Source organism: Pseudomonas sp. PS01301 (assembly GCF_029960215.1).
Classification (GTDB): Bacteria; Pseudomonadota; Gammaproteobacteria; order Pseudomonadales; family Pseudomonadaceae; genus Aquipseudomonas; species Aquipseudomonas coleopterorum.
The window spans coordinates 19,855-44,651 of the sequence record NZ_JASCPM010000033.1; the positions used below are offsets into that span (position 1 = coordinate 19,855).

Below are 24,797 nucleotides of genomic sequence, written 5' to 3' on the forward strand. Positions count from 1 at the left end.
CCCTAGATGGATAGGCTGGCAGAGAACTGTGAGGTTGGGTCATCCGCTAGTGGATATTAAGGAATTTTCTGTACGAAGGGTGCAGCGACCATTTGACATTGTTTCTTCTGTTTTCAGTTGAGCGATAAAGATCAGGATCATCTGTAAAGTGGGTAAATTCTTTCCCATCCAAATGGATGTGGGAGATCAGCCCAAGCTTGTATAAGAAGTCTGCAAGATCCTCGACCCCCGCATAGGCCTTACCGTCAACCATTGGGACATCGTCTTTGGTGCGACCCCGTAGATAATTGAGCTCGAGTGTCTCTTCTAGGTCAGAGCATGAAAACTCTTTTTTGGTAGCCCTTAATGCGTCGATCAGCTGATGTAGCTCATCGAATTGATGATTGTGTTCCTTCATCAGGTCATCTCTACGGTTAGCGCCAAAATCAGATAGTATATAATTTATATGTTCAAGTGTGATCTTTCGTGTAAGAGAATTTTCTTTTGCTTTCTTTCCTGCCATTCGACAAAGCTGGCCCATCCAGCGAGGCCTCCTATTAGAGAACGCAGATATAGCATCAAACAATTTTGCATCTTTACTATTTGCCCACTCGATGGGCGAGGTAAAAACCATGTCTAATATTTTGTTATAGTCTGTCGCCAGCTTGTATCTCGCCTCCGGAGCGGCAGGATAGTTATTTACTATGTACACGAGTATTTTCTGCGCGAGCATATCTCGCATCTGGCGCTTAGTCCAAAAAATATTTATTATATACTGCTGAAGCTTATCGAGATCTTCTAGATGACGTAAACATGACCACACGTCACTCCGAACAGTGGTTCGAATGTTCAGCCCTTTATAGTCGAACGCTAGGGAGCGAATGGCACTAAAAAAAGAGCCAACCCTTGCTTGGCTTTCAGCATTATTTTGAAATTTCGCGTCAATATCATCTATCAGTATCCAAACGTTTTTGCTATCGTCAGATTCCTGATAACGCTTTAAAAGGTTTTCGCTATTTGCTGGCAGTGACTTTTTTAACTCCACACCTAAAAAAGGTATCTTGCCGAGAGTTCTGGATAGAAGCGCTCCTACAATGTTTTTGCTTTTTATATTGTCAAGCTCGGCAAGTTCTACCATGGACATTTGATCGTCTGATAAAGCAATGCCAATACGTGCACCGGCTTCCATCAGTATTTTTTTACAGATTATTTGCTTCCAATAGTTTTCTAGGTGTGCATGGTCGCTGCCATTGAAACACCCCAAGCCTATTAGCTCGTTTCCCTTTACCCTTATCACTATGGGCGTGCCGTAGGACTCGTCTTTATTAAGTTTATACTCTAGCCTGGACAGTAGGGCCGATTTACCCATGCCTTTTCTGGCGCTTACGATGGACAATTTTTCGTTTGCGTCGTAAAAGTCATCGAATTCGTTATTCTCGATGTAGTAGGCGTTGAGGTGCTCGAGATCTTCGTCCTCTCCGGCTTCGTTTCCGAACAGTTTTTTGTCGCGAAGATTTATTGATATCATCTTTAAAGGACACCCTAAAACGGTTATTTTCAGATTCCACTAAGTATGTCGGCGAACGTGAAGCCTGATGCGGTGACTTCGTATACCTCACCCTTGCTTCCGCGAACTGCGATGAATTGCAGACGCACCAGCTCCGCGAGTGCTGACTCCCACTTTGCGATAGCACGACGTTCACTTGAGTTAATCAGGTTTTTGCCGTTGGTCTGGATGTCTGTACCTCCAATATATCTTATGTGCATGATACTACCATGGGCATCTAATGATGCCTCCTTTAAGAGCATTTTTGCCTCATAAGATAATTCGGGTATCGATTTAATACTCGAGCTGAAGTTTTCCGGCGAAGTGTTACCAGAAGAGTTAAATATTTTATTTTCATTTACTGTTATTTGTAATTGCCGTGCAAATTTATTGCGGAAATCGGATAGATCGTCATATCCTTCATACAGGCTTCTCTCTCGGCATGCCTGCTTAAACTCTGTCAGCTGCTTGTATTGATCATGATCTATCGTATCAAGAGCTGCAGGTTGGCTGGAAAAGTAAAGCATCGCGGGCCTTCCGCTATTGACATGCTTTTCTATTTCCTCGACCGTTCCACTGGCGTATTCGTTAGTGGCGGTGCCGACCCTAGTCCAGAAAATCCCGACTAGCAAGTCACACTTTTCTAGCACCTGCCGGTTGATGATGGTCTGTGGGCCTGAGCCCATTTCTGGGGCGGTGTGCGTTTCCCATCCGGTAGGCAGTAAGACAATCTTACGTATCTTAGAATGCACTGCGTTCCACTCGTGGATTACGTCCCTGACCAGTGCTCGCTCAGCTTTGACGTCCCCTGGAGAAGCGATCATGACGTTAAAAACATCGGCACCGTAGCTCATTCCTATTCCTTGGTAATGACTGAAGTGGCAGCATGATATCAATTTTTGAGCGCTTTCGGTGGCGGGTGTTTTACTTTGAAGCCCGTGTATGCACAGCCTGCTCCCGGATTACCACTGGGAGCCTAGGCCGCTCGTCGGTATCTCATCGCCCCCTGACCGAGCTACGCGGCAATCAGTTCAAGGCTTTGCCCAATAAAAGCTTTCTCTCCTTTCAAAAGGTTTTACGCAGAGCTGTAGCTCATGCACCCTTGTGTCTCAATAAAAGTACTAGAAAGGAGGGTTTTCATGAAAATCATTTTTGAAGTCCGCGATGAGCTGTACTGATCGCAGCGGCAGCACCGACACCACAGCAGAGGAGGTACTGAAACGCTTGCTGGCGCCAGCCTAGATCAGCCAGAAAGGGAGTCTGTTGATCTGGTGCATGCTGTCCAAGTCACCCTAAGTGAGGCAGCGAGATTGTCCTCATAGAGAGTTCTTGGTCGAGGATGTCATACCTCCGGACATCTGGCAGTCGTTCACCTCTTGAGGCCGTAAATCCTTTGGGAAAATGTTCCTCACGCAGGCAGCCCAGTCTGGCCTAGCCGAATGGGTTTCGAGGAATAGTGGTAACAAAGCCATCTACCGCCGCCTACCTGCTACTGGAGAATGATTATGCCCATTTCGACCGACCTTTCGCTCGCGGATCGTTTTCTGGATGCTTCCATCGATGGCCTACTGGGCACTGGCCTGCAGGTTACCCGTCAGCAGTTCATGAAGTTTTTTCCGAGTTACCTGCTAACAGCAGCGGTACTTCTTTGTCGAATTCGGAGATTAACAGCGCGAATACACTGACGTACCGCAAGCTTACTATTCGTGTCAGCGACGGGGTCTATATCATCCATCCGGAGGCGTTGCTCGAACGGATGAAACAGCGTCGGCTTATCAGAGGCCAATAAGCGCGGTTGCGGGTGTTCGCCGCTTTGAAGTGAGCGACCATGGAAAAGGGCCCGCTATGGGCCCTTCATTCTCAACTACCTAGGGTCAGGACAGCCAAGACTCGACAGTGTCCGAACCGTACCCAGCCTTCCACTCCTTCAAAATCTTGTGATTCCCACCCTTGGTCTCGACCACTTCACCTGAATGCGGATTCTTGTACAGCTTCATAGCACGAGGCTTACGAGTGCCCTTCACTGGCGCGGTGACGGCAGCTTTGCCTGGCTTGAAACCACCTTGAGGATCGAGACAATGTCCTTCAGGCTCTTGTTGTACTTGCCCAGCAGGTGCGCAATTTGCTCTCAAACTCTATTTCTTGCTCAAGGCCTTTGTCGCCCTTCATTGCTTCCAAGGCAGCGAGTTGCTCAGCCAGATGGCGTTCGAGTTGACGGAATTCAGCGAGTTTAGACATGATTTCTCTCGGGGTCTTAATGATGGGTTGAGCCTGGCCATTTGAATTCGGGAGCGGATCTAAGCCATGGCCGGCTTCATATGATTGGGGAGTTGAAAAGACGTTATCAGAATCAGAGGGGGCAAAAAATCCCGCGACGTCTATTTTCCAGTTTGACCTGTCTTCACGTCTAGGTATACGCGGTTCTGGACACTCATCCCGCCACAGTAGGTGAAGTATTTACCCTTGCCTTGACTGGTCGAGGCCATCCACCCGCCCATTTCGTTGAAGTCATCTTCGGTGCAGGTGCCATCGGCGATCAATGCCCTCGCAGCTTGGGCAAACTGAGTTCTATAGGTGCCATAGTCATCAGAGCCGCTCACCAGCTTGTCATCGCCCGTGGCACCAGCCCCCGGATCTGGAGGCCTTACCTGGCTTAGATTTCTGGATTCGACCCACTCCGAGAGCTTGCCGTTAACGATCCCATTTTCTCTGGAGCAAGCCTTTGGCCCGGACTTAACGTATTCGCTATTTCCGTTAACGCATGATGCCGAGTAAGGCTTGGTAACCCTGACCCACTCCCCACGCTTTTCAAGGGGCGTGGCAGCCTCCCTGAACATCAGTTGACCCGCCAGGCCGCAATGCGCTGAAGGGCAGGTTCTACGGTCAGCCCGATCCGTGGTTACCCACAGTTCGCCCGCCGCACTTGCGCTATCGGAGTAAAATCCCGCAAGCGTTAGCATGGCCATGGCCACTGAAATTCGCCGGTTCCTTCGCATCTGAGCAATCCTCGTTAAGTGGCTGATGGTATCGCCCAGAGTTTTACGTTCATCCATCATAGCCTTGCCGACTGTCAGTAACGAGATAGTCACAAGTCATCAAATCCCGCTCAAGGATAGTCAAGCAATGGCGTACGCCGGGCAGTCTATTGTCAATTTCATCGCTAGTCTGAGTCCGTTGTACCAGTCCGAAGAAATCCTTGGGTTTCTAGGCGCTAGATCGTTACGAGACGGCACAGTGATCATTCCGTACCCTGGTGATGATAGGGAGGACGAAGATGCCTTGGTGATTGTCTGGTGGCAAGGAGACTCGAGTAGAACTACTGAGGTTCTTGGCTCGATGATGGCAACAAATGCCGTGGTTGATTACGTCCAGTTTCACAGCGCAGGAAAAGATGCGGCACACGCGACAGGTCTTCTGGCGCACCTTTATGATCATTACGGTAACAAGACCAACGCGTCGCTTTACCTACCCTACCTTGACGATGATCTGCCCCTAGTGGCGAAAATTCTCGGGATGGCCAGGCGAGTGGGCCCGAAGGTCGCGCTTGAGATTCTGAAAAAAGCGGCTGGGTTGTAATGATGGCTCAGAGCCTGGAAACCTAAGCATGTGAGGGCGATTGAACCCAGGCTGGCAGACACATTCACAATGTTGGGGGAGGCAAATCTGCCACTCCACGGAGGCTCAGGTGAACAAACGTGACCTGAAAGATCCCAGCGTCTCATTGTGGTGTTCAGGACAGCCGAAATATCTAAGCCAACTGTTGCTTACCAGAGTTGGAGGTTGCTATGTCTACTGCTGCCAAACCGAAGCCCAAATCCAGGAGAGGTCGGCTAAGCGTTGAGACTCAACGGGGACTCTACCAAAACAGGGTTCATGGGTGGGATGTGTCATGGTCATTCGGCCTAGCCTCGTCTTACTATTCGAGGGCAGACGAAGGTAGCTATTGCGAGTATCTGATCCTCACTCTTAGGGGCAAAGTGATGTATCCCGAGGGGTTTAAATACCCTGACGTCGAATGCCAACTTTCAGCAGATCCAAGGCTTTCACAAGACGTTGCTCCGGCTACGAATATTGGCTTTTTGACCGCCACCGAGTCGCGATTAATGGCGTATATACCAGTTTGTCGAGAACAGATAGGAGCCCTCATCGCTGGGGCTGATCGATTTCGTAATCTGCAACTGAGCGCTGCCCCTTTGCGCTATCGGCGGGCGCTGGTGATGTCGATCAACCTAGACTCAGAGCCGGAGCCAGACTGGTGATCCGGCGCATGCCCGGTGCTCAGAGCCTACGGCCCCGGCGGTTTTAACCTGAGTTGAAGTAGATTACGATTTGATCGGGAGCTTCAGCTCGGGCTTTTAGTCAAAGGTCAACCAGTTCAACGTGAGCGCAAGGATGATGTTTCAAGCAGCAGCACAGGAGGCCCGCGTTGCTGTTTTGGTTGATTGCGATAACGTATCTACAGACGTGCTCGAACACGCGCTGCGGGTAGTCGCGCAGTTCGGAAGAATCGTGTTACGGCGTGGCTATGGCAACCATGCCACTCTCGCAAAAAAAAGGCAAAATGCCTTGGTGAAACTGGCTTTCACACCGTGTCTTCAGTACCAATACGCAGCCGGAAAAAACACCTCCGATATTGCATTGGCATTGGACGCCTTGGAAGCACTTTTTGACCATCGTGCAGATACTTTCTGCATTGTGACCAGCGATTCCGACTTTGCTTACCTGTGCCGAAAGCTTCGCGAAAGAGGGGCCACGGTATGCATTGTTGGCGAGGCCAAAACACCCGATGCCTTGCGGAATGCTAGCGATCAGTTTTTCGAGTGGACACGCCCATTACCAGAGACGACCTCGGAATCAATCGGATCGCAATCCAGGGTCGATAGCCAGCGCATCGATACAGCAAAATCTGCACCCGCCAAAGCTCCAGTGAAACTGCGACCAAGATTCGTTATTGCGGTGGTAGATCTGTTGGCCGGTGGTACTAGCGAGGGGCGCGTAACGCTTGGCATGCTCGGTCATTACCTGAAACGTACTGATCCCGCGTTTTCACCTAGCGCTTACGGCCACTCAGGCCTGCTGGATATGATCAAAACGTACGACCTTCTCGATTTGATCATGGCGCCTGGCGGCCATTGGACTGTGGGCATCGCACCGGACGTTCCAGACCATCAATATCAGTAACCGGCAGCTATCAAATCCCCACATCTGATTGCGCGACGTTGATGCGTTTTACTACACCCAGCATCCGAATCCCCAGTGTCTCGGTGTTCAGCGTTCTGGGACGGCCACTTTTTTGCAGACTCATCTAAACAGGCGCTCAAGCCCGATGCTGATCTGCCGATACGTGTTGGAGTGATTTTGCCATCCAAGCATCATCGCAACGTCACGTAATTTCCTATGGCAGGGAGCGGCAAAATGGATAACACCGAGATCGAACGCGTCAGAGTGCAAGCAACTAAGCAGGTGAAAGACATTCTTGATCAACTGGAGAATGACTATCCGGGCGTGACTGAGGGCTTGGCTGCAGCACTTGGCTCATCCGCTGGCGCAGCAGGGTCTCTCGGCGCACTCTATATGCTGGGGATGACCGGTCTTTCAGGAGCAGGTATCACTTCTGGTCTCGCTACCGCTGGTGCGCTGGTTGGTGGTGGCATGGTAGCGGGCATCGGCGTCCTAGCTGCGCCTATCGCCCTACTGGGAATAGGCGGTTACGCACTCATGAAGAGTCGTAAGAACGCAAAACTCACAGCAGCTTTAAAAGAGGCCATCAGTAAGCTCTACAATATCCAGGAGCGGTTGATGAAAAATGCTGAGCATTTCAAAGCAGAGATTGCCGCTATCAAACAAACTATGGAAATGCTTACAAGGAAGAAGCCATCGTGAGTGAAAAAGTCTACCGTGATGAGCTGAGTGCTTTGGCGCTGCTCAATGATCGCTCCCAGGCGATAGAGGTGTCGCATGAGGGCATTGCCTCGGAAATTCAGCTTATCCGAGCTCAATTATTAGGGCTGGGCGCCACGGTAGACTCCTTTCCTGATTCTGCAAATTTCGTAGTAACGGAGGTATCAGTAGCTATTCACCCTACTGCTTCGGTTGATATCGACGATATCTACGCTCATGCACGTGGAAAATTTCCAAATGCTCGCCTCAAGGATATCCTAGACGATAACGACTTCGAGGCCATAGACGGGAGAGTAGCGAAGCGTCTTGAGGCTTTTAATGCCAAATATAGCTTAGATGGTTGGGATTATGCCATTGCAGGCTGCAGCGGGTTGCTCGCAGGAGCACTGGATGTCCTATTCGTTCGTCCTCCACCAAAACCTACAGCTAGTTGGGACACGCCAGTTGATGGTGCCTTTAATAAATGGATTCAAGACGCGCTCAATAAGTGGCTTCCTAAAGACCTATCAAAAAAGCTAAGCGAAGCATGCAAGATTGGCGCTCCGGATAGCTCTGTATGGTCAGATCTTATCGGCGCTCCAGAGAAGGTGCTCAATCCAACCAATCATAGGCTTCGCTCACTGGCACACGACCCCATCCTAGGTTTTTTCTACGGTGTGTATGACATGATTCATGGCACGTGCACCGTTGTTGTCAATGGAGAAGTACGTCAAATTCCGAGCACCAAGGGCCCTACCGAAGGAAACTTGTTCCAGCTATTGGGTAGAATGCTTGGCCACTTACTGTCTGATGTGAATGCACCGTCTGCCAAAGGGAACAGAGGGATGGGGCTTCCAGCTCCGTTCATGGGGTTGTTGCGAATGTTCGAGCATATAAACATCAACGGGATGTCATTCGGCAAGCAGATCGAGTGGATGTATGTAAACGGCTACGACTTCAGACAGTTTCTTGTGACGAGCGTTCCCGCAGTGATTATGGAAGTGATCATGCGTGTCTTCTACATCGTGAAACAGGTCGCTGTGAATGGAGCATCCTTCGCTGATGCTTTTATGGACACCCTGCCAGGTCGTATGAGCCCACGTTTCCGCATCATGCTGGCATTGGCTTACGGCACTAGCAGTGCGGTCAACGCCGGGAAAATGTATGTCACTCAGAATCTTCTTAACTTAAATTATGCTTCTTGGATGGGCTTGTTCTGGAACGGAGCTCACGCTATAAAGTGGACGGCATATGGCCGACACATGAAGTTCTGGAACGAAGTCGAGTTGCAGGAGCTTAAGGATCTGATGGACTACTCACAGAAACTGGACACCTTGGCCGAGCGTGCTAAGAAGCTCTGAAGCCTGATCAAAGCCGCTTAGGGCGCTTCGTTAGGCATATTTTCCAAACGGGCCGGCGGAAATTTTCATTGTAAATACGATAGCGGGAGCCTCGGGCTGATAGGGCCTCGCGCTGATGCAGTCACTTCAGCTCGAACTGCCAAAATCCGCTATCTGGCCGCCGGGAATAGTAAATAAAAGCGAGGTGATACTATTGAGATTTTGCGAAAACATAGTTCCTCTTATCATTTCTGATCTGTCCTTGGAGAAGGCGGATGTGAAAATTTTTTCACCATATTTGACTGGGGATGTGGCGTTCGATATCGCGTCTCTAGCGAGGGTAGTAAAAGTATATACGCTATTGAATGTTGAGGTCTTAGCGTCTGGCGGCTCTGAATACAAGACCTTAAGAAGATTATTGGACGAAAAAATAACTCTATTTAGAGTTCCCAGGCTTCATGCGAAGATGGTAGTGGCTGAAGGACGATTTATAACTATTGGCAGCCAGAACCTTACAGTAAATGGCGAGCGCCGAAATAAAGAGGTAAATGTCAGGCTCGGAAGCGCGCCTGTGAAGGCTTTGCAATTGATTTCGAAGATTGAGGCAGCAGGCGAACTGGTGACACTTGAATTGCTAGATTATATAAAGGGCCAAGCTGACAAGCTTGCGGCAAGGTATGAAAATTTAAAGCTTGAGTTATCTGCGGCGGAAAAAAAAGTAAATGCATATGCTTTGGAAACTTCTGGAGTAGATGGCGGCCGCACGCGTTTAGATGCTGGTGTCGTGCGAAGTATCGGCGAGAAACCTCGATCAAACCCGAGGCGATGTTCGATTGTTTCCAGGTATGATGATAAGAATTTGGGTTGGAAGCACTCTCTCAAAGGGGGGGAGCTATTAGAGTGGGAAATCTCCCAAAAAATTATCCGGCTTAGGCCGCAATATCGTTATCTCTGCATTTCCAAGACCGGGAGCATAGGCTGGGTACGTGTAAATAACACTGTATACTCTTTTATTGAGAACGAAGTGGGGTTTGTGCCTGGGAGTCTTCCAATTAATGTTAAGTGGGAGGTTTTCTTAAGTGCAGGGCAAGATGCAGGTAGTAAGCTGATAGGTGGAGAGCGCACTAATTTGCTAGTGACTATAAAGAGTTTTGGGCTAGAGCTTTGTCGTGTATTTATTCGCTATGACATAAATGAGGTTAAGGCATACCAGCCTTTGATGCCATCAAGAATTAGTGACAGCAAAGCATCGGTCATGGAATCTAAGCAGGCAATAAAAGTCATAAATAACAATGTGGCTACTTTTGAGGCTCAAATAAAATCGCTTGTGACAACCCCTTTTAAGTTTGAAACGAATTTGACCGGTATGCGGGCGGATAAGTTTTTCGGTCGAAATGGAACAAGCGTTGATTTGCAGCTTGTGGATATTGGAAATGGGTACGCACTCAGCGTTATTCCTTAAATCGATAGGCTTTTTTCTCCGGGTAATCCAGTCTTTTAACCACTCATATCACCCGCTCGCCGGCACCCTTGTTCGTCCCTGTGGGCAGAGTTGCTTGAAGAATTTTCCCGTGTGCACAGTGGTGGTCAACACAGTCTTTACTCGAGCACTGATCGGATCGATTCATTTGCCCTTAGCCCAGAACGGTAACCTGCCACAAGCCACTAAATCGATCCGCAGGCCTTCAGCTACCGCGCTAACTGCAGCGCGCCGTAGGCGATGAACCGCTCGCCTTGGGGGCCTCAGCTCTTCGATGCAGACGGCTATGCCATCGGTCTGAACGAGCCGTACACACCTCTCTTCGTCGCAATTGCGTGCAAACGGTTGACCGCTAGCGAAGATCAAAGTTAACTGTATATCTGTACAGTTAATGCGAATCCAGTTCCATGGTCACTATCCTCGGCCCTCTTTCATCATGCGGTGCTCTGCTACCCCTCTATTCCTATAGAGTGCCGGCAGGCTTTCCATCACCTGCCGCCGACCATCTTGAGCAGAAGATCTCGCTCGACGAGCTCCTTGATCTACGTGCGCCGCACATGTACCTGGTACGGATCGAAGGGGACAGCATGATTGGCGCGGGCATCTTCTGCGGGGACATTGCGATTGTGAACCGCGCGCTGGAAGCTGAGCCTGGACACATTGTTATCGCCGCTATCGACTCGGAACCCGTGTGCAAGCGCTTGGCGAAAGAGCATGGCCAGATCGTCCTGAAGTCCGAAAATCCAAAATACCCCTCGCGATACATCCTAGAGGGAGAGGGACTTCAGGTATGCGGTGTCGTGACCTTCAGCGTGCGCAGCCATGAAAAACAAGCATGAGCCCGTCTTTGCGCTGATCGACTGCAACAGCTTCTACGCGAGCTGTGAGCGCGTGTTCAGGCCAGACCTTCGTCATACACCCATCGTCGTGCTCAGCACTAACGACGGGTGTGTCATAGCCCGCTCAGCCGACGCCAAACCACACGTGAAAATGGGCGCTCCATACTTTCAAATTCGGGACGTCTTGCAGCGCGAAGGGATCATGGCCTTCTCATCCAACTATGCGCTGTATGGCGACATGAGCCAGCGCGTAATGAGCGTCATCGAGTCGTTGGTGCCGGCAGTCGAGGTCTACAGCATCGATGAGGCATTCGCTGATTTGAGTGGCGTTCAAGGAGACTTTGAGCGCCTTGGCAGAGTCATCCGATCCTCGGTCTATCGCCACACTGGCATCTCGGTAGGTGTTGGCATCGCTGGTACCAAAACTCTGAGCAAACTCGCGAACCACGCGGCAAAAAAGTGGCAAGCCCAGAGCGGTGGGGGCGTCGATTTACGAGACTGGGTGAAACGGGAATGGGTACTGAAAAAATGTACCGTCTCTGATGTCTGGGGAGTGGGTCGAAAGATGACGGTTCACCTCGAAAGCATGGGTATCAACACCGCCTGGGATCTAGCCAACGCGGACGCATGGATAGCAGTCGCGTTTGACTTGGTAGACAAAATTCGCGAGCTGACTGCTGGAGGAGATAAACAAGCTCAGGCGCAAGTTGCACGTTTTGAACAGATCCAGGCACGAAATGATATTTCAGGTGCACTCGGATTTGAAAAAGAGCTTCCTAACATGGCGCTTTCAAAATTTGAGTTCATATCCTCATTAGAGTACCTAGATCTTAGTAGGCTAATCGAGGATCGAAATAGGTGTGCCCATCCTTCGCAAGTGACCGATGATCAGGTCTTCCAAGCCTCCGCTGAGCTGGCTAGGCTACATATTTCTATTTCTATTTCTATTTCTATTTCTATTTCTATTTCTATTAAAGCCATCTTGTCTCAACCCGCGACTCAGGGTAAATCTGCACTCGACCGAATCATGGTTGAAGTTGATTCAAGATATTTCCCCTCCAAAAAAAAGATGTCTACGATTTTTTTAATGCTGGGCCACTGGGGAGACCCAAGAAATCACTTTATAAAAATTTCATTACAATAATGGTAAAAGGCCTCATGCACGCGGGCACCTCCGGCCTAAGGCGCTCTCGGGCCAGTAATTCTCTGATCGCTATGCAGACTATGCATCCTGAGCTCTGGGCCGTCCATTTTCCTGACGTCCTTCGCGCAGTTATGGGATCTATTTTAAGCGAAGCTGACCTTGCTGTGGCGGCGCGCTTCTTTGTTTATCCTAAAGGGTTGGGAGCATGGGAGTTGTTATCGAAAGTAGAAAAACTTCGAGTCTGCAACTTTGTACGAAATGCTCCCGTGCCTATGCTAGAAGATTTGGATGATTTTTTCGATCTTCCTAATACCCATGAGATCTACAAGTCGGCTCTAGCTAGGATTCGGGCTGCTTCCTTTGATGAGCTCAAGGCAGTCGCATGGAGTCTGTTTGTTCCAGATGAAGTCTTCAAAGAGATTCTAAAATTTTATGAGCGGTCAGAAAGTTTTGCGGTGGCGAACGAGATGGGGAAATATATACGGGGTCAGTTAGGGGACGTGCTTGGCCTCAAAGGTTTTTTAGATAGCATTATTCAGATTGCAGCCAAAAATGATCAAGTGAAGTTCAGTAGCGAATTAGTCAATTTGCTTCGGGCTTTCGCATCGGATAAAAGCATTGGGCTTGACTATGTAGGATCCGAAGTTTCCAATCATAAATTGACCGTGGATGGCCTATAGAAAACTCCCGCGCCAAGTCAACAAAGTATACTGCTTTCTCAATTGTAGACCGCCTTCCTGGAGGCCATTCGGTCGCTGAGATAATAGATTGGATAAGCGCAACACTTATGCGGGGACAGGGTATTCTACTAAGCAAGACCTATCTACTTGAGGTGCAAGTAATACGCCTATGGGCTCGGCTACCAATGCCTCGTCACTCGTCTATTTCGTCTCTAGTTCGAGCTCGCATCCAAGCCCAAGCCCAAGCGCGACTCGATATCAAGAACCAGTGTGGCTATTTCGTGTGTGATTCCCTTCAAACCGTCAGCAGTAGTGCCCATCCCAATCAAAAAAGCCATCCTCCGAGCGTCCTCTTCATATTTAGCGAGGAGCGCGCTGACCTGCTGCTCTTCGGACATGTCGACTGTCGGCAGTTGATATGGCCGGCTTTGCAGTTCGAGGTTGGCATATTCTCTTGCCCGCTCCGTATCAGAATTGTTCATTTCAATCATCGATATCAGGCCTTTTGCGCGCATATAAAATCGTACGATCTGCTTTGATGTTTCGGAAGGCAACTGTGTTAGGCAGGCTGGTGCGGAATCAAAAACTGGAAAAGGATCACTGCCTACTGGAAATACACAGAGATAAGGATCTCCGTCCGGAAGCGCCATAAGATCTAACGCGTACTCTGCTTGATAGAGATCCCAAGCGGTAGAAATTTCCACCATGATCAACGCAACAGTATTAGTAAGTACCACTACGCGGTCGTCTTCCAACTGACGCTGCCGGAATTCACGCTCGCTCGATGCCCTTTTTGATTCACTTTTCTGAGCAGCTCGTGTGGCCCATAGCGTGAACATCCCCCCAATCACCGCCCCTACCAGAGCACTCCATAGCTCTTTGGAAAAGGCTGCATTAATGGCGTTAATGGTCCAGGTCGCAATATCCGTCAAGTCCATACCATCCCGATCTACGTAGTCAGCTATTTCCTATTGAACATATCGCTGCAGGCGCAGCATCTGGCGTGGCCGAGGTTCTTATAGCCCAGTTATTTCATTCCCGGCTCCTTGGCCAGTGCGCGCGAGGACTTCGGTGGCGGCACTGGGGTGGTGACACTGACGTAGATCCATCCTTCGATTTCAGCGCCCCTGTAGTCTACTGAAACGTAAAACCAGCCTTTGTTATTTTGTTCCATTACCTCTACTGGGGTGCCAAGAGGCAAGGACAGCAAAGCCTCGGCGGAAGTGGCGGGATTTGCTCGCAGCCTAGCTCCTTCACGATTGACAACACGATAGTCAGCAAGCAGATCGCGCTCGTGATTCGGTAACTGCTGGACTTGGCTATGAACATCTGCGGGTGTCGATGCCCCCGACAACAGTGCTGTCAAGATCAAATAAGCGGAATACGTCTCAACGATCCGCAGAAGGGTCTCCCAGACAACGACGAAAGCCAGATAGAATGATTGCAGGCGCTGGAGCGCTGAGATTGAAAGATTGGCAATATTATTCGTTTCAAGTGCGCCGACAATCTCTCGATCCAACACATCTGTGGCCATAGCCACATCTCTAATCTCTAGGCCTTCGGAGATATCTGCCACAATGACGTTGTCGGCAGGAGCACTAGCAGCACTCTCGGATGCAAAGTATCTAGCTAGAGACGAGGAGCTGATCAGCTCGGAATACGAAGCAGCTACGGCAGAGAGATTTTCCTGCAATCGAGCGTTGTCACCGAACGTTGAAAACTGCTCTTGGACTGCGGTGAAATAGGATGGCTTGGCCATCAAAGCCATTTGTTCCCGCATCTGCTTGTGGAAAGATGGATTGGCTAACGCTTCCATTTGTTTCCGCAGGTCATCCATATGCGACGGGTTCGTGAATGCGGCGACTTGCTTACGAAGCTCTGCGATGTACCTAGGGCTTGATAATTCATCCAGCTGCTCGCGCAGGCGGGCCATACTCGGAGGGTTCGCGAACGCGGCCACTTGTCCACTAAACTCGGCCATGTAAGGGGGATTCGCCAATGCAGCCAGTTGCTCTCGCATCTCGGCCATTTGCATTGGATTCGCAAACGCCCCGACCTGCTTTCGAAGCTCGGCCAGGTACGTGGGATTTGCTAATGTCACTAGCTGCTTGCGTAAGCTTGGCAGGCGGAGTGGGTTCGTGAATGCGAGCACTTGCTTACGAAGCTCGGCTAGGTGTGAGGGATTTGCCAATGCCTCAAGCTGCGCTTGCAGTTCAGCTGCGTAAGATATCGATGGGCTTGTTCCTTTCGCCATTACCTTTCCCCAGCCACCCAGTGCGGATACTTTATTCGCCTTAAGAACTCTGCGAGAACAGATCCCTGCAGCATTTTCGAGTTTGTATTGTGTTGAATAGAGTGCCTGATTTTGCCGACAGAAGCACCCCCGGCGCCACGAGTAGTGAATCGCCCTTGGTTTCCTAGACACTCTCCAAGCTCAGAAAATAGCGTTTCTCATACTCTACTGGCGACAGCTGCATAGCACCGCTGTATCGACGCTTGGGGTTATGGAGCATCTCGATGTAATCGAAAACATCACTTCGGGCTTCGTCACGCGTTGCGTAGATCTTTCGTCGGATTCGCTCCCGCTTCAAAAGCTGGAAAAAGCTCTCGGCTACGGCATTGTCGTGGCAGTTCCCCCGTCGGCTCATGCTGCTGATCACATTGTTGGCCTTCAGGAAGCTCTGCCAATCTGAGCTACTGAACTGACTGCCTTGGTCTGAGTGAATCATCACTTGCTGCTGTGGCTTGCGTCGCCACACGGCCATCAGCATGGCGTCGATGGCCAGGTCGCTGCTCATCCTGGGCTCATTGACCAACCAATGACTTGGCGGGAGAACAGATCCAGCACTACCGCCAGGTACAGCCACCCTTCATAGGTGCGGATGTAGGTGATGTCGGTCACCCAGACTTTATTCGGCTCACTGACCTTGAACTGCCGGGCCAGATAGTTGGGGGGGCCACTGTTGGTTTTCCGCCATAAAACCCAGTACCACGGCGATAGCCCGTTTGCGAACGCAGCCCCTCTGCCTGCATCAAGCAACCGACTCGATTTCGCCCACAGATCTCTCCTAGCTCTCGCAGGTCATCGTGAATCTTGCGATAGCCATACACGCCGCCGCTTTCTAACCAGGCCTGCTTGATCAAGCCAAGCAGGCGCTGATCTTCTTTGGCTCGGGCAGATTGAGGTTGGGCCAACCAAGCGTAGTAGCCGCTGGGATGCACCTTGAGGATTTGGCAAAGGCGCCGCACCGGGTAATCCGTCGAGTGCTTCTTGGTGAAGGCGTACTTCAGTTGCACTCCTTGGCAAAGTACGCGGCGGCCTTTTTAAAGATGTCTCGCTCTTCAGTCTCGCGCTTGAGTTCAGCGCGAAGCTTGCGCAGTTCGGCTTGCTGGTCATCGTCCTGCTGACGCTGCTCTTGGGGTTTGCTGTAGAGCCTGATCTAGGCGTAGAGGCTGTGAACGGACATACCTAGGCGCTGGGCAACATCGGCGACTGGCTTGCCTTTCTCTGTCGCTTGCTTGACCGCTTCGATCTTGAATTCTTCAGGGTAACGCTGACGACTCATGGCACCTCCTATTTGGGCCTCATTATGAGGCTTGGAGGTGTCTACGAAATCAGGGGCGATTCAGTCGGTGGGAAGTATGGCTCATGGCTCAGATTCTGGAGGGGGCGAAGCTCAGGGCTATCGGATTGTGCAGTTCAGTGTAGGGGGGTAGAAATCACCGCTTCTGCCGCATGATCCGTACCGATCACCAGGCCATTGTTGGCGTTGGCAATGGTGTATTGCGCGACCATGCGCACACGGGCCTTGACGTTGCCCATGACGAAGTCGCGACGGGCATCGCTCAGTTCCTGCAACTGGGTGGTTTGCAACGCCAGGCCCTGCACGGCGCTGGCAATGTTCACCGTTTCTTCGACGTCGGCGCGAATGAAGCGCATGGAAGCCGCTGCGTCGTCCTCGTCGTGCTGCACGTTGTAAGGTAGGCGCACGGCGATGAACCGGTAGTCGGTATCACCCGTGCTCGCGCGCAGTTCCTCAATGGCCAACTGTGCCAGGCGTCCGGCCGTGAGCGAGTCGACGCCGCCGCTGATGCCCAGCACCAGGACTTTCAAGCCTGCGCTGGTCAGGCACTGCTTGATGAAGGCCTTGCGGCGTTCTATTTCCTGATCGATGGCGTGGTCATCGGCGAACGGGGGGACCACGGCCAGGGCGGCGGCGATCTCGCTTTGGCGGTTGCTCATGGGCGGACTCCTTGAAGGTGGGGTTCGAGCGGGGAGGGTGAAAGCTTACATCGAAAATAGGGGGAGTGTTGGAGTGGTCATACTGGCCTCTTCGCGGGCAGAGCCCGCTCCCACAGTGTATGCACCTACAGTGGGACGCAGCGGGCTTGTGGGCAGAGCGGCGAAGGGGGCGGCACTCCCAGGCGAACGTCTACATCACTTCTGATGCTTCTTGACCCATGTCTCCATCTGGTCGATCTCGGCCTGCTGGGCCTTGATGATGTCTTCGGCCAGCTTGCGCATTTCCGCGTCCTTGCCGTATTTGAGCTCGATCCTGGCCATGTCCAGCGCCGCCTTGTGGTGGGCCAGCATGCCTTTGGCGAACGCCACGTCGGCGTCTTTTTCCATACCGCCTTCGTGCATGGATTTCTGCATGGTTTCCATGCTCATCATGTATTCATGCTGCATCGGCGTCATGTCGCTGTTGCTGTGCGACATCTCGGCAGCGAAGGCGGGGGCGGCCATACAGGCCAGGAGCAGGGCGACGGTGGTTTTCATGGTAGTGACCAATCCGAGAGTGGGTTCGATGGGTTGACGGGCAGCCGTGAGGAAGGTTCCGTGTGGGGACTGTTCGAGTGTACGCAATGTTTTCCGAAAACCTTCGCGGACGATCAAGGTCAGTCCGTGAAGGGGCGGGTTTATTGGTTATCGATTGGTGAAAGTACGTGCTGCATTCGATGAACTGAAAGGCTAGACATCCTGTTCTTTGCCTGGCTGATTTCTGTTCGTACTTGCTCTTGCTATCAGTCGAGGCATCGGTTGGCTGTCATCGATTTCGTCTTCTGGTTCCACGATATGGCTGAGTGCCCTTGCAACGAGAGTGTCCAGGTTCTGATCGAACGATGTCAGGTCGTAGCTTCTCCAGGCGCCGCCGGGTGTGTTGTCGAAGCCTATGATCATCACGTCCTCGGGACAGCGCAGGCCACCTTCTTTTCTGATGGCGTCCATGACGCCGAAGGCCATGAGATCATTGGTGCAGAACACGGCATCCGGACGGCTGCCGTCAGTGGCCAACGTACAGCCCCAATCGTATCCACAACGATAGGTGTAGTCGCCCTCGACCATGGTAGGTGCACAGGCATCAAGCGCCGCCAACTCCTGAGCAAAGCCCAGGCCACGTTCTCGATGCGCAATGTGATCTCCCGGACCGCCTATAAAAGCAAAACGGGTAGCTCCCCGTTCCACGAAGTGGCGCGCGGCCAACCGACCTGCGGCTCGATTGTCGCAGTTGATTGCCTTGATATAGTCGTTGGTAATCTCTGAGTTGAGCGTGACCACAGGGACGCGGTGAGCAGCGAGGGCTGTCGCTATATCATGTGAACCCACGGAGAGCGAACTGACGACGCCATCGATTCTGTACCCGGCGAAGTCTGCAACCACCGCGTCGAGCAGACGGTCACTTTCAACCTGGATGACCATCGCCTGTTTGCCACGAGCGCTGATGCCCTTGAGAAAGGCGTCCAGCGCCATGGTGTGGAACGGGTTATAGAAACCTCCAGCCACCACGGCAATGATGTGCGACCGACCGCTCAACATCATGCCGGGCAGACGGTTGGGCTGGTAGCCCAGTTCTGCCGCAGCTTCCATGATTCGTTTGCGCTTCGCTTCGGAGACGCTACCGCCCGCTGTGAACGCCCTGGAAACCGCTGACTGCGAGACGTTGGCCAGGCGTGCCACGTCGTGGGACGTGGCGTTCGTGCGCCCTGAAGACGTCATGAGGTCATGGGCCCGGTCGGTTGGCTATACGTGTGTGGATTCACATCAGGTTCCCTGTGTTCTCGCTGGAATGCATCGAGTATTGCCGATAGTCGTTCAAGCTTTGAAACGAAATTTCAACTACCTCGTCAGCAGAGTCCAGCGTTACTGCAGTTCACCTGTTGCAACGTGTTAGCACTGTAGCAATGGAGGGCGTGACGGGTAGGGTCGGCGTCAAAGTAGCTTGATAGGCATGATAAAGATCTGCTTTGCCTTGGTACACCTGACGAGAAGGTTTGCCCTGCGGATCAACTTCGTTGTGCCAGCTGCCAAGTTGTCTGTCGATCACGTGTTGATCGACATAATTCCAGAAAGACCGATACCAGTCTTCATATTGAATATCACCTGTACGCTTGAGCAGAGTGGCTGCTGCCGTGATGGCTTCAGCCTGGACCCAATGGGCTCTGATCTTTACGCAAGGCCTATCATCCCAACCAATGGTGTAGACAATACCGGGCAGACCGTCTGCAGCCCAGCCGGTTTCAATACCCGCATTGAACAGTCCTACCGCATCCTGGAACAGCCATGCAGGCGCCTCTTTGCCATTGGCCAGAAGCGCAGCTTCCAGTTTCACGAGTAGGTGTGACCATTCGAAGAAGTGACCGGGCGTCATCCCAAAAGGACGCAGATCATCCGTGGGTTTGTCTTGGTTGTAGGTTTTATCGATGTGCCAGGAGGGGTCGAAGTGTTCGGCTACCCGATAGTGATTGGCGCGGGCATGCACATGGATCACGCGGGTCGCGATTCTGAGCGCGCGGTCCCGCCACAGGGGGGCATCCAGTACATCTGCCAGGGCCATGCACATTTCAACGCTGTGCATGTTGCTGTTGGCACCTCGATAGTGCTCCTCATCGCCCCAGTCGGCCGCGAAGCTTTCACGCATCGCCCCTTCGCTCTCTGACCAAAAGTGCCTTTCCAGAACGTTGACGATTGCGTCCAGAAGAACGCTCGCATTCTGCGCTCCTGCCACGCAGGCTGAGGATGCAGCCAGGCCAACGAACGCATGGACGTAGGCCAGCTTCCGGCCGCATACATCGGCAGCGTCGGGTAGCCAACCGTCGTTGACGGGATCGCGTAACGGACCCAACAGCGCCGTTACGCCATGTTCGACCAGTGGCATGCACCCGGGCAGGCCGAGAATGGCCCCCAGTGCATAGGCGTGTGTCATGCGTGCCGTGATGATGGTTTCAGCCACTGGATCGGCAGTCAGTTCACCGTGGTCATCAAGCGCGGCGAAACCGTTCGTCACTTTTGATTGTTTGGAAAATTCGAGTAAGCGCTGCCCCTGCGTATCAAGCCAATGGCTGTGTCTTGGATTGTCTATCCAAGCGCAAAGGGGCGGCGCCACATAGGCGAAGGCATTATCCATTGATGATCATCCCGCCGTTGACATGAATCGTCTGCCCGGTGACGAAGGAGGCTTCTTCACTGGCGAGATAGACGTACGCCGGCCCAAGCTCACTGGGCTGTCCAATGCGTTTCATGGGGACATCCTTGCCCATGTCGGCGACCATCTGGGGATCCATGGGGCCGAAACCGGCCGGCTGGATCGAGGTCCAGACAGGTCCCGGAGCTACTTCATTCACCCTGATGCCTTTGGCGGCCAGTTGAAGGGCAAGTGCGCGAGTAAAACCTGCTTGAGCGGCCTTGGTCGTCGAATAGGCGACAAGGAACTCGTTACCGGCGAAGGCATTGACCGATGTGGTGTTGATGATCGATGCGCCTTCGCCGAGGTGCGGCAGAGCGGCACGGCTGAGAAAGAACATCGCATGGACATTGATTTCGAAGTGCCATAGCCAATCACTGTCTGATATGTCGCTCAGGTCTTTGGCAACTTTCTGGATGCCGGCGTTGTTCACCAGTATATGAAGGCTGCCAAAAGCGCCGATTGCCGTGTCGATCACTTGTTTGCACGCTTTGGGGCTGCGCAAGTCGGCTTCGATCGAAAGCGCTTGCACGCCTTCCGCCTCGATCATTCGGATAGATTCCGCCGCGTCGTCTGCCTCCTCTGGCAAATGGACGATGGCGACATCTGCACTCTCGCGGGCAAAGTGGACGGCCACGGCGCGGCCGATGCCGCTGTCTCCGCCGGTCACGATCGCTTTCTTGCCTTGCAAGCGACCCGCGCCCTTGTAAGTAGGCCGGATATGCTCAGCAGGCGGCGTCAATTCGGTTTCACGGCCGGGCATGCGATTCTGGGATTGGGGAAGTATCTGCATTTCAAGACTCTCGATCAGGGGGTGTAAAACCTCTGATTTGAGCGAAGCAGATTCGTTGCATCGCGATGCAAAAAAAATTCAGGCACTCGCGATCAGTCATCGAGGCTTGAAAAAAAATCGAACGTTAACGCGGGCAAGGGATGTGCTGGTCTCCAGCTTGCGAGCTGGGTAGCACGAAGAATGTGCGGAAAAAGGCGGGGTAGGTGAACCCTTCAAGCCTCTTTGCAGAGGCTTGAAGGGGGCGGTGCGATTACGAGCTAGGGGTATTGAAACCTGGGATCACTGGCAAGCTTCGCAATCCGGCTCGTCGATCGCGCAGGCTTTGGGCACAGGCGCCGGGCCGGCTGGAGCGGCCTGCATCGGCGCGCTGTCGCCACCGCTGGATACGGCGTTGAGCTTGCTGGTGCTGATGGTCGACTTCTCGGTGCTGGTCGCGGCCAGGGCACGGAGGTAGTAGGTGGTTTTCAGACCACGGTACCAGGCCATGCGGTAGGTCACGTCGAGCTTCTTGCCCGAAGCACCGGCGATGTACAGGTTCAGCGACTGCGCCTGGTCGATCCATTTCTGGCGACGGCTGGCGGCGTCGACGATCCACTTGGTGTCCACTTCGAAAGCGGTCGCGTAGAGGTCTTTCAACTCCTGCGGAATGCGTTCGATCTGCTGCACCGAGCCATCGTAGTACTTCAGGTCATTGATCATGACCGAGTCCCACAGGCCGCGCGCTTTGAGGTCGCGAACCAGGTAGGGGTTGATCACGGTGAATTCGCCCGACAGGTTCGATTTCACGTACAGGTTCTGGTAGGTCGGCTCGATCGACTGCGAAACGCCGGTGATGTTGGCGATGGTCGCGGTCGGTGCGATGGCCATGATGTTCGAGTTGCGAATGCCTTTCTGCACGCGGGCACGAACCGGCGCCCAGTCCAGGGATTCGTTGAGGTCGACATCGATGTACTTCTGGCCACGGGCTTCGATCAGGATCTGTTGCGAATCCAGCGGCAGGATGCCCTTGGACCACAGCGAACCCTGGAACGTCTCGTAGGCGCCACGTTCGTCGGCCAGGTCGCAGGACGCCTGGATGGCGTAGTAGCTGACCGCTTCCATCGACTTGTCGGCGAACTCGACCGCCGCATCGGAACCGTACGGGATGTGCTGTTTGTACAGCGCGTCCTGGAAGCCCATGATGCCCAGGCCGACCGGACGGTGCTTGAAGTTGGAGTTGCGCGCCTGCGGCACCGAGTAGTAGTTGATGTCGATCACGTTGTCGAGCATGCGCACGGCGGTGTTGATGGTGCGCTCAAGCTTGGCGGTGTCCAGCTTGCCGTCGGTGATGTGGTTCGGCAGGTTGATCGAGCCCAGGTTGCAGACCGCGATTTCATCCTTGTTGGTGTTCAAGGTGATCTCGGTGCACAGGTTCGAGCTGTGGACCACGCCGACATGCTGCTGCGGCGAACGCAGGTTGCACGGGTCCTTGAAGGTCAGCCATGGGTGGCCGGTTTCGAACAGCATCGACAGCATCTTGCGCCACAGGTCTTTGGCCTGGACGGTCTTGAACACCTTGATCTTGTTGTACTCGGTCAGCGCTTCGTAGTACTCGTAGCGCTCCTCGAAGGCCTTGCCGGTCAGGTCGTGCAGGTCAGGGACTTCGTTGGGCGAGAACAGGGTCCACTTGCCGTCGTCGAAGACGCGCTTCATGAACAGGTCAGGGATCCAGTTGGCGGTGTTCATGTCGTGGGTACGACGGCGATCGTCACCGGTGTTCTTGCGCAGCTCGATGAATTCTTCGATGTCCAGGTGCCAGGTTTCCAGGTACGCGCAGACCGCGCCCTTGCGCTTGCCGCCCTGGTTCACTGCAACCGCGGTGTCGTTGACCACTTTCAGGAACGGCACGACGCCCTGGGATTTACCATTGGTGCCCTTGATGTAGGAGCCCAGCGCGCGCACTGGGGTCCAGTCGTTGCCCAGGCCGCCGGCGAATTTGGACAGCATGGCGTTGTCGTGGATCGCGCCGTAGATGCCCGACAGGTCGTCCGGAACGGTGGTCAGGTAGCAGCTCGACAACTGCGGACGCAGGGTACCGGCGTTGAACAGGGTCGGGGTCGAGGCCATGTAGTCGAAGGACGACAACAGGTTGTAGAACTCGATGGCGCGATCTTCCTTGTTCTTCTCCTCGATCGCCAGGCCCATGGCCACGCGCATGAAGAAGATCTGCGGCAGTTCGAAACGCACGCCATCCTTGTGGATGAAATAACGGTCGTACAGGGTCTGTAGGCCCAGGTAAGTGAATTGCTGATCGCGCTCGTGGTTGATCGCCCGGCCCAGTTTTTCCAGGTCGAAGGTGGCCAGCACGGGGTTCAGCAGTTCGAATTCGATACCCTTGGCGATGTACGAAGGCAGGGCCTTGGCGTACAGGTCGACCATCTCGTGGTGAGTGGCGCTGTCGGCCACTTCCAGGAAGCTCAGGCCTTCGGCGCGCAGGGTGTCCATCAGCAGGCGGGCGGTGACGAACGAGTAGTTCGGCTCGCGCTCGACCAGGGTACGCGAGGTCATCACCAGGGCGGTGTTGACGTCGGTCAGGGCCACGCCGTCGTACAGGTTCTTCAGGGTTTCTTTCTGGATCAGACCGCCGTCGACTTCGGCCAGGCCTTCGCAGGCTTCGCTGATGATGGTATTCAGGCGACCCATGTCCAGCGGCGCCAGGCTGCCGTCAGCCTTGGTGATGCGAATGCTGGGGTGCGCCTCGACCGGTGCGTCGGCCGGGGTGCGGGTGGCGCGCTCCTTGGAACGCTCGTTGCGATAGATCACGTAGTCGCGGGCGACTTTCTGCTCGCCGGCACGCATCAGGGCCAGTTCGACCTGGTCCTGGATTTCCTCGATGTGGATGGTGCCACCCGATGGCATGCGACGCTTGAAGGTAGCGGTGACCTGTTCGGTCAGGCGCGCGACGGTGTCGTGGATGCGCGACGAGGCGGCAGCGTTGCCGCCTTCAACTGCAAGGAACGCCTTGGTGATGGCCACGGTGATCTTGTCGTCGGTGTAGCCGACCACGGTACCGTTGCGCTTGATCACGCGCAGTTGGCCTGGAGCGGTCGCGGCCAGATCCGGAGTGGCATCGGCGGCCTGCGGCGCTTTGGCCGGCGAGTTCTCGCGAGTTGTGTCGGTTTGCATGGGGTGAGTATCTCCACGTTCAAAAGTTTGAGCGGACGCCAGTCATTGGGTCCGTCACCAAAAAGCTGTAAGCGGAAGGCCTGAGCCTTCAACGCTTGGGTGTAGGAAAGAGCTGAAAATGCGGCCGTCCGCAGGCAGCGGTAGGCGGGGAATTCTTTAGTGCAAAACACGGGAAAAGCACACTGCAGGGGCTTGAGTTCGGCCTTTGACCTATGCTTGGCTTTTCACGGCCAAACCCTACATGTAGTGGTTTGCGCAGATCGGGATACAAGATAATGCGGTATCGAGGCTATTGCAAGGCGCCCAGCTGTGGATAAGTTGTGGGTATTTTGTGTGTGTCGCCAGCAGACGCTTGCAGGCCAAGAGGGGAGCGGCCTGAACCGTTTGTCACCTGAACTTGCCGACGTCTGCCGAGACCAAGCCTTGTGAAAGCGTGAATTTTTGTGTCGTCTATCTGGACTTCTTCACGTCAGCCGCCAAGAGCGCCG

At 53.2% G+C, this 24,797-nt stretch carries 18 protein-coding genes and 3 pseudogenes; 8 read left to right on the forward strand and 13 right to left on the reverse strand.

Annotated features, from left to right (window positions below; translation table 11 throughout):
• Nucleotides 1–46: 46 nt before the first annotated feature.
• From QMX89_RS16540 to QMX89_RS16555, 4 genes and pseudogenes are all read right to left on the reverse strand, one after another.
• A complete protein-coding gene (locus QMX89_RS16540; protein ID WP_282349018.1) occupies nt 47–1,507 on the reverse strand; it encodes a hypothetical protein in 1,461 nt (486 codons plus the stop codon).
• A gap of 29 nt (nt 1,508–1,536) precedes the next feature.
• Complete coding sequence (locus tag QMX89_RS16545; RefSeq protein WP_282349019.1) at nt 1,537–2,379, reverse strand: DUF4062 domain-containing protein; 843 nt, start codon at nt 2,377–2,379, stop codon at nt 1,537–1,539.
• 1,020 nt (nt 2,380–3,399) lie between these two features.
• Nucleotides 3,400–3,763 (reverse strand): annotated as a pseudogene (locus tag QMX89_RS16550) (histone-like nucleoid-structuring protein, MvaT/MvaU family).
• Between the two features lie 140 nt (nt 3,764–3,903).
• Nucleotides 3,904–4,581, reverse strand: coding sequence for a hypothetical protein (locus QMX89_RS16555; RefSeq protein WP_282349021.1), 678 nt, complete (start codon nt 4,579–4,581; stop codon nt 3,904–3,906).
• Nucleotides 4,582–4,648: 67 nt separating this feature from the next.
• Here QMX89_RS16555 and QMX89_RS16560 point away from each other — a divergent pair, with 67 nt between their 5' ends.
• The 8 genes from QMX89_RS16560 to QMX89_RS16595 all read left to right on the forward strand — a co-directional run bounded on the left by QMX89_RS16560 (nt 4,649) and on the right by QMX89_RS16595 (nt 12,888).
• Nucleotides 4,649–5,101: a hypothetical protein gene (locus QMX89_RS16560; protein WP_282349022.1), complete on the forward strand. Its 453-nt coding sequence runs from the start codon at nt 4,649–4,651 to the stop codon at nt 5,099–5,101.
• An 816-nt stretch (nt 5,102–5,917) separates the two neighbouring features.
• The gene (locus tag QMX89_RS16565) at nt 5,918–6,706 is read left to right on the forward strand and encodes an NYN domain-containing protein (RefSeq protein ID WP_282349023.1); all 789 of its coding nucleotides are present in this window, start codon (nt 5,918–5,920) and stop codon (nt 6,704–6,706) included.
• Between the two features lie 234 nt (nt 6,707–6,940).
• Nucleotides 6,941–7,408: a hypothetical protein gene (locus QMX89_RS16570; RefSeq protein ID WP_282349026.1), complete on the forward strand. Its 468-nt coding sequence runs from the start codon at nt 6,941–6,943 to the stop codon at nt 7,406–7,408.
• On the forward strand, nt 7,405–8,766 hold the full coding sequence (locus QMX89_RS16575) for a hypothetical protein (protein ID WP_282349027.1): 1,362 nt from the start codon (nt 7,405–7,407) through the stop codon (nt 8,764–8,766). The genes QMX89_RS16570 and QMX89_RS16575 overlap by 4 nt, the downstream gene beginning before the upstream one ends.
• 115 nt (nt 8,767–8,881) lie before the next feature.
• Complete coding sequence (locus QMX89_RS16580; RefSeq protein WP_282349028.1) at nt 8,882–10,207, forward strand: phospholipase D-like domain-containing protein; 1,326 nt, start codon at nt 8,882–8,884, stop codon at nt 10,205–10,207.
• Nucleotides 10,208–10,632: 425 nt separating this feature from the next.
• A complete protein-coding gene (umuD, locus tag QMX89_RS16585) occupies nt 10,633–11,064 on the forward strand; it encodes a translesion error-prone DNA polymerase V autoproteolytic subunit (RefSeq protein WP_282349029.1) in 432 nt (143 codons plus the stop codon).
• Nucleotides 11,048–12,208 (forward strand): hypothetical protein, encoded by a 1,161-nt coding sequence (locus QMX89_RS16590; protein WP_282349030.1) that lies wholly within the window; start codon nt 11,048–11,050, stop codon nt 12,206–12,208. The genes umuD and QMX89_RS16590 overlap by 17 nt, the downstream gene beginning before the upstream one ends.
• A 14-nt stretch (nt 12,209–12,222) precedes the next feature.
• A complete protein-coding gene (locus tag QMX89_RS16595) occupies nt 12,223–12,888 on the forward strand; it encodes a hypothetical protein (RefSeq protein ID WP_282349031.1) in 666 nt (221 codons plus the stop codon).
• Nucleotides 12,889–13,100: 212 nt separating this feature from the next.
• Here the strand turns inward: QMX89_RS16595 and QMX89_RS16600 are convergent, their stop codons facing one another.
• The 9 genes and pseudogenes from QMX89_RS16600 to QMX89_RS16640 form a co-directional block, all read right to left on the reverse strand.
• Complete coding sequence (locus tag QMX89_RS16600) at nt 13,101–13,826, reverse strand: hypothetical protein (protein WP_282349032.1); 726 nt, start codon at nt 13,824–13,826, stop codon at nt 13,101–13,103.
• A gap of 89 nt (nt 13,827–13,915) precedes the next feature.
• Complete coding sequence (locus QMX89_RS16605) at nt 13,916–15,142, reverse strand: SH3 domain-containing protein (RefSeq protein WP_282349034.1); 1,227 nt, start codon at nt 15,140–15,142, stop codon at nt 13,916–13,918.
• 163 nt (nt 15,143–15,305) lie between these two features.
• Nucleotides 15,306–16,454: pseudogene (locus QMX89_RS16610) on the reverse strand (IS3 family transposase).
• Between the two features lie 152 nt (nt 16,455–16,606).
• Nucleotides 16,607–17,131: pseudogene (gene nadE, locus QMX89_RS16615) on the reverse strand (NAD(+) synthase); the annotation flags it as partial.
• A 195-nt stretch (nt 17,132–17,326) separates the two neighbouring features.
• Nucleotides 17,327–17,668: a DUF305 domain-containing protein gene (locus QMX89_RS16620; protein ID WP_049860731.1), complete on the reverse strand. Its 342-nt coding sequence runs from the start codon at nt 17,666–17,668 to the stop codon at nt 17,327–17,329.
• Between the two features lie 192 nt (nt 17,669–17,860).
• On the reverse strand, nt 17,861–18,847 hold the full coding sequence (locus QMX89_RS16625; RefSeq protein WP_161804297.1) for a LacI family DNA-binding transcriptional regulator: 987 nt from the start codon (nt 18,845–18,847) through the stop codon (nt 17,861–17,863).
• A 193-nt stretch (nt 18,848–19,040) separates the two neighbouring features.
• Nucleotides 19,041–20,294: an AGE family epimerase/isomerase gene (locus QMX89_RS16630; protein WP_282349036.1), complete on the reverse strand. Its 1,254-nt coding sequence runs from the start codon at nt 20,292–20,294 to the stop codon at nt 19,041–19,043.
• Nucleotides 20,287–21,144, reverse strand: a complete 858-nt coding sequence (locus tag QMX89_RS16635) for a glucose 1-dehydrogenase (RefSeq protein ID WP_049860734.1) — start codon at nt 21,142–21,144, stop codon at nt 20,287–20,289. The genes QMX89_RS16630 and QMX89_RS16635 overlap by 8 nt, the downstream gene beginning before the upstream one ends.
• A 279-nt stretch (nt 21,145–21,423) precedes the next feature.
• Nucleotides 21,424–24,309, reverse strand: a complete 2,886-nt coding sequence (locus tag QMX89_RS16640; protein WP_049860754.1) for a ribonucleoside-diphosphate reductase subunit alpha — start codon at nt 24,307–24,309, stop codon at nt 21,424–21,426.
• Between the last annotated feature and the right edge of the window lie 488 nt (nt 24,310–24,797).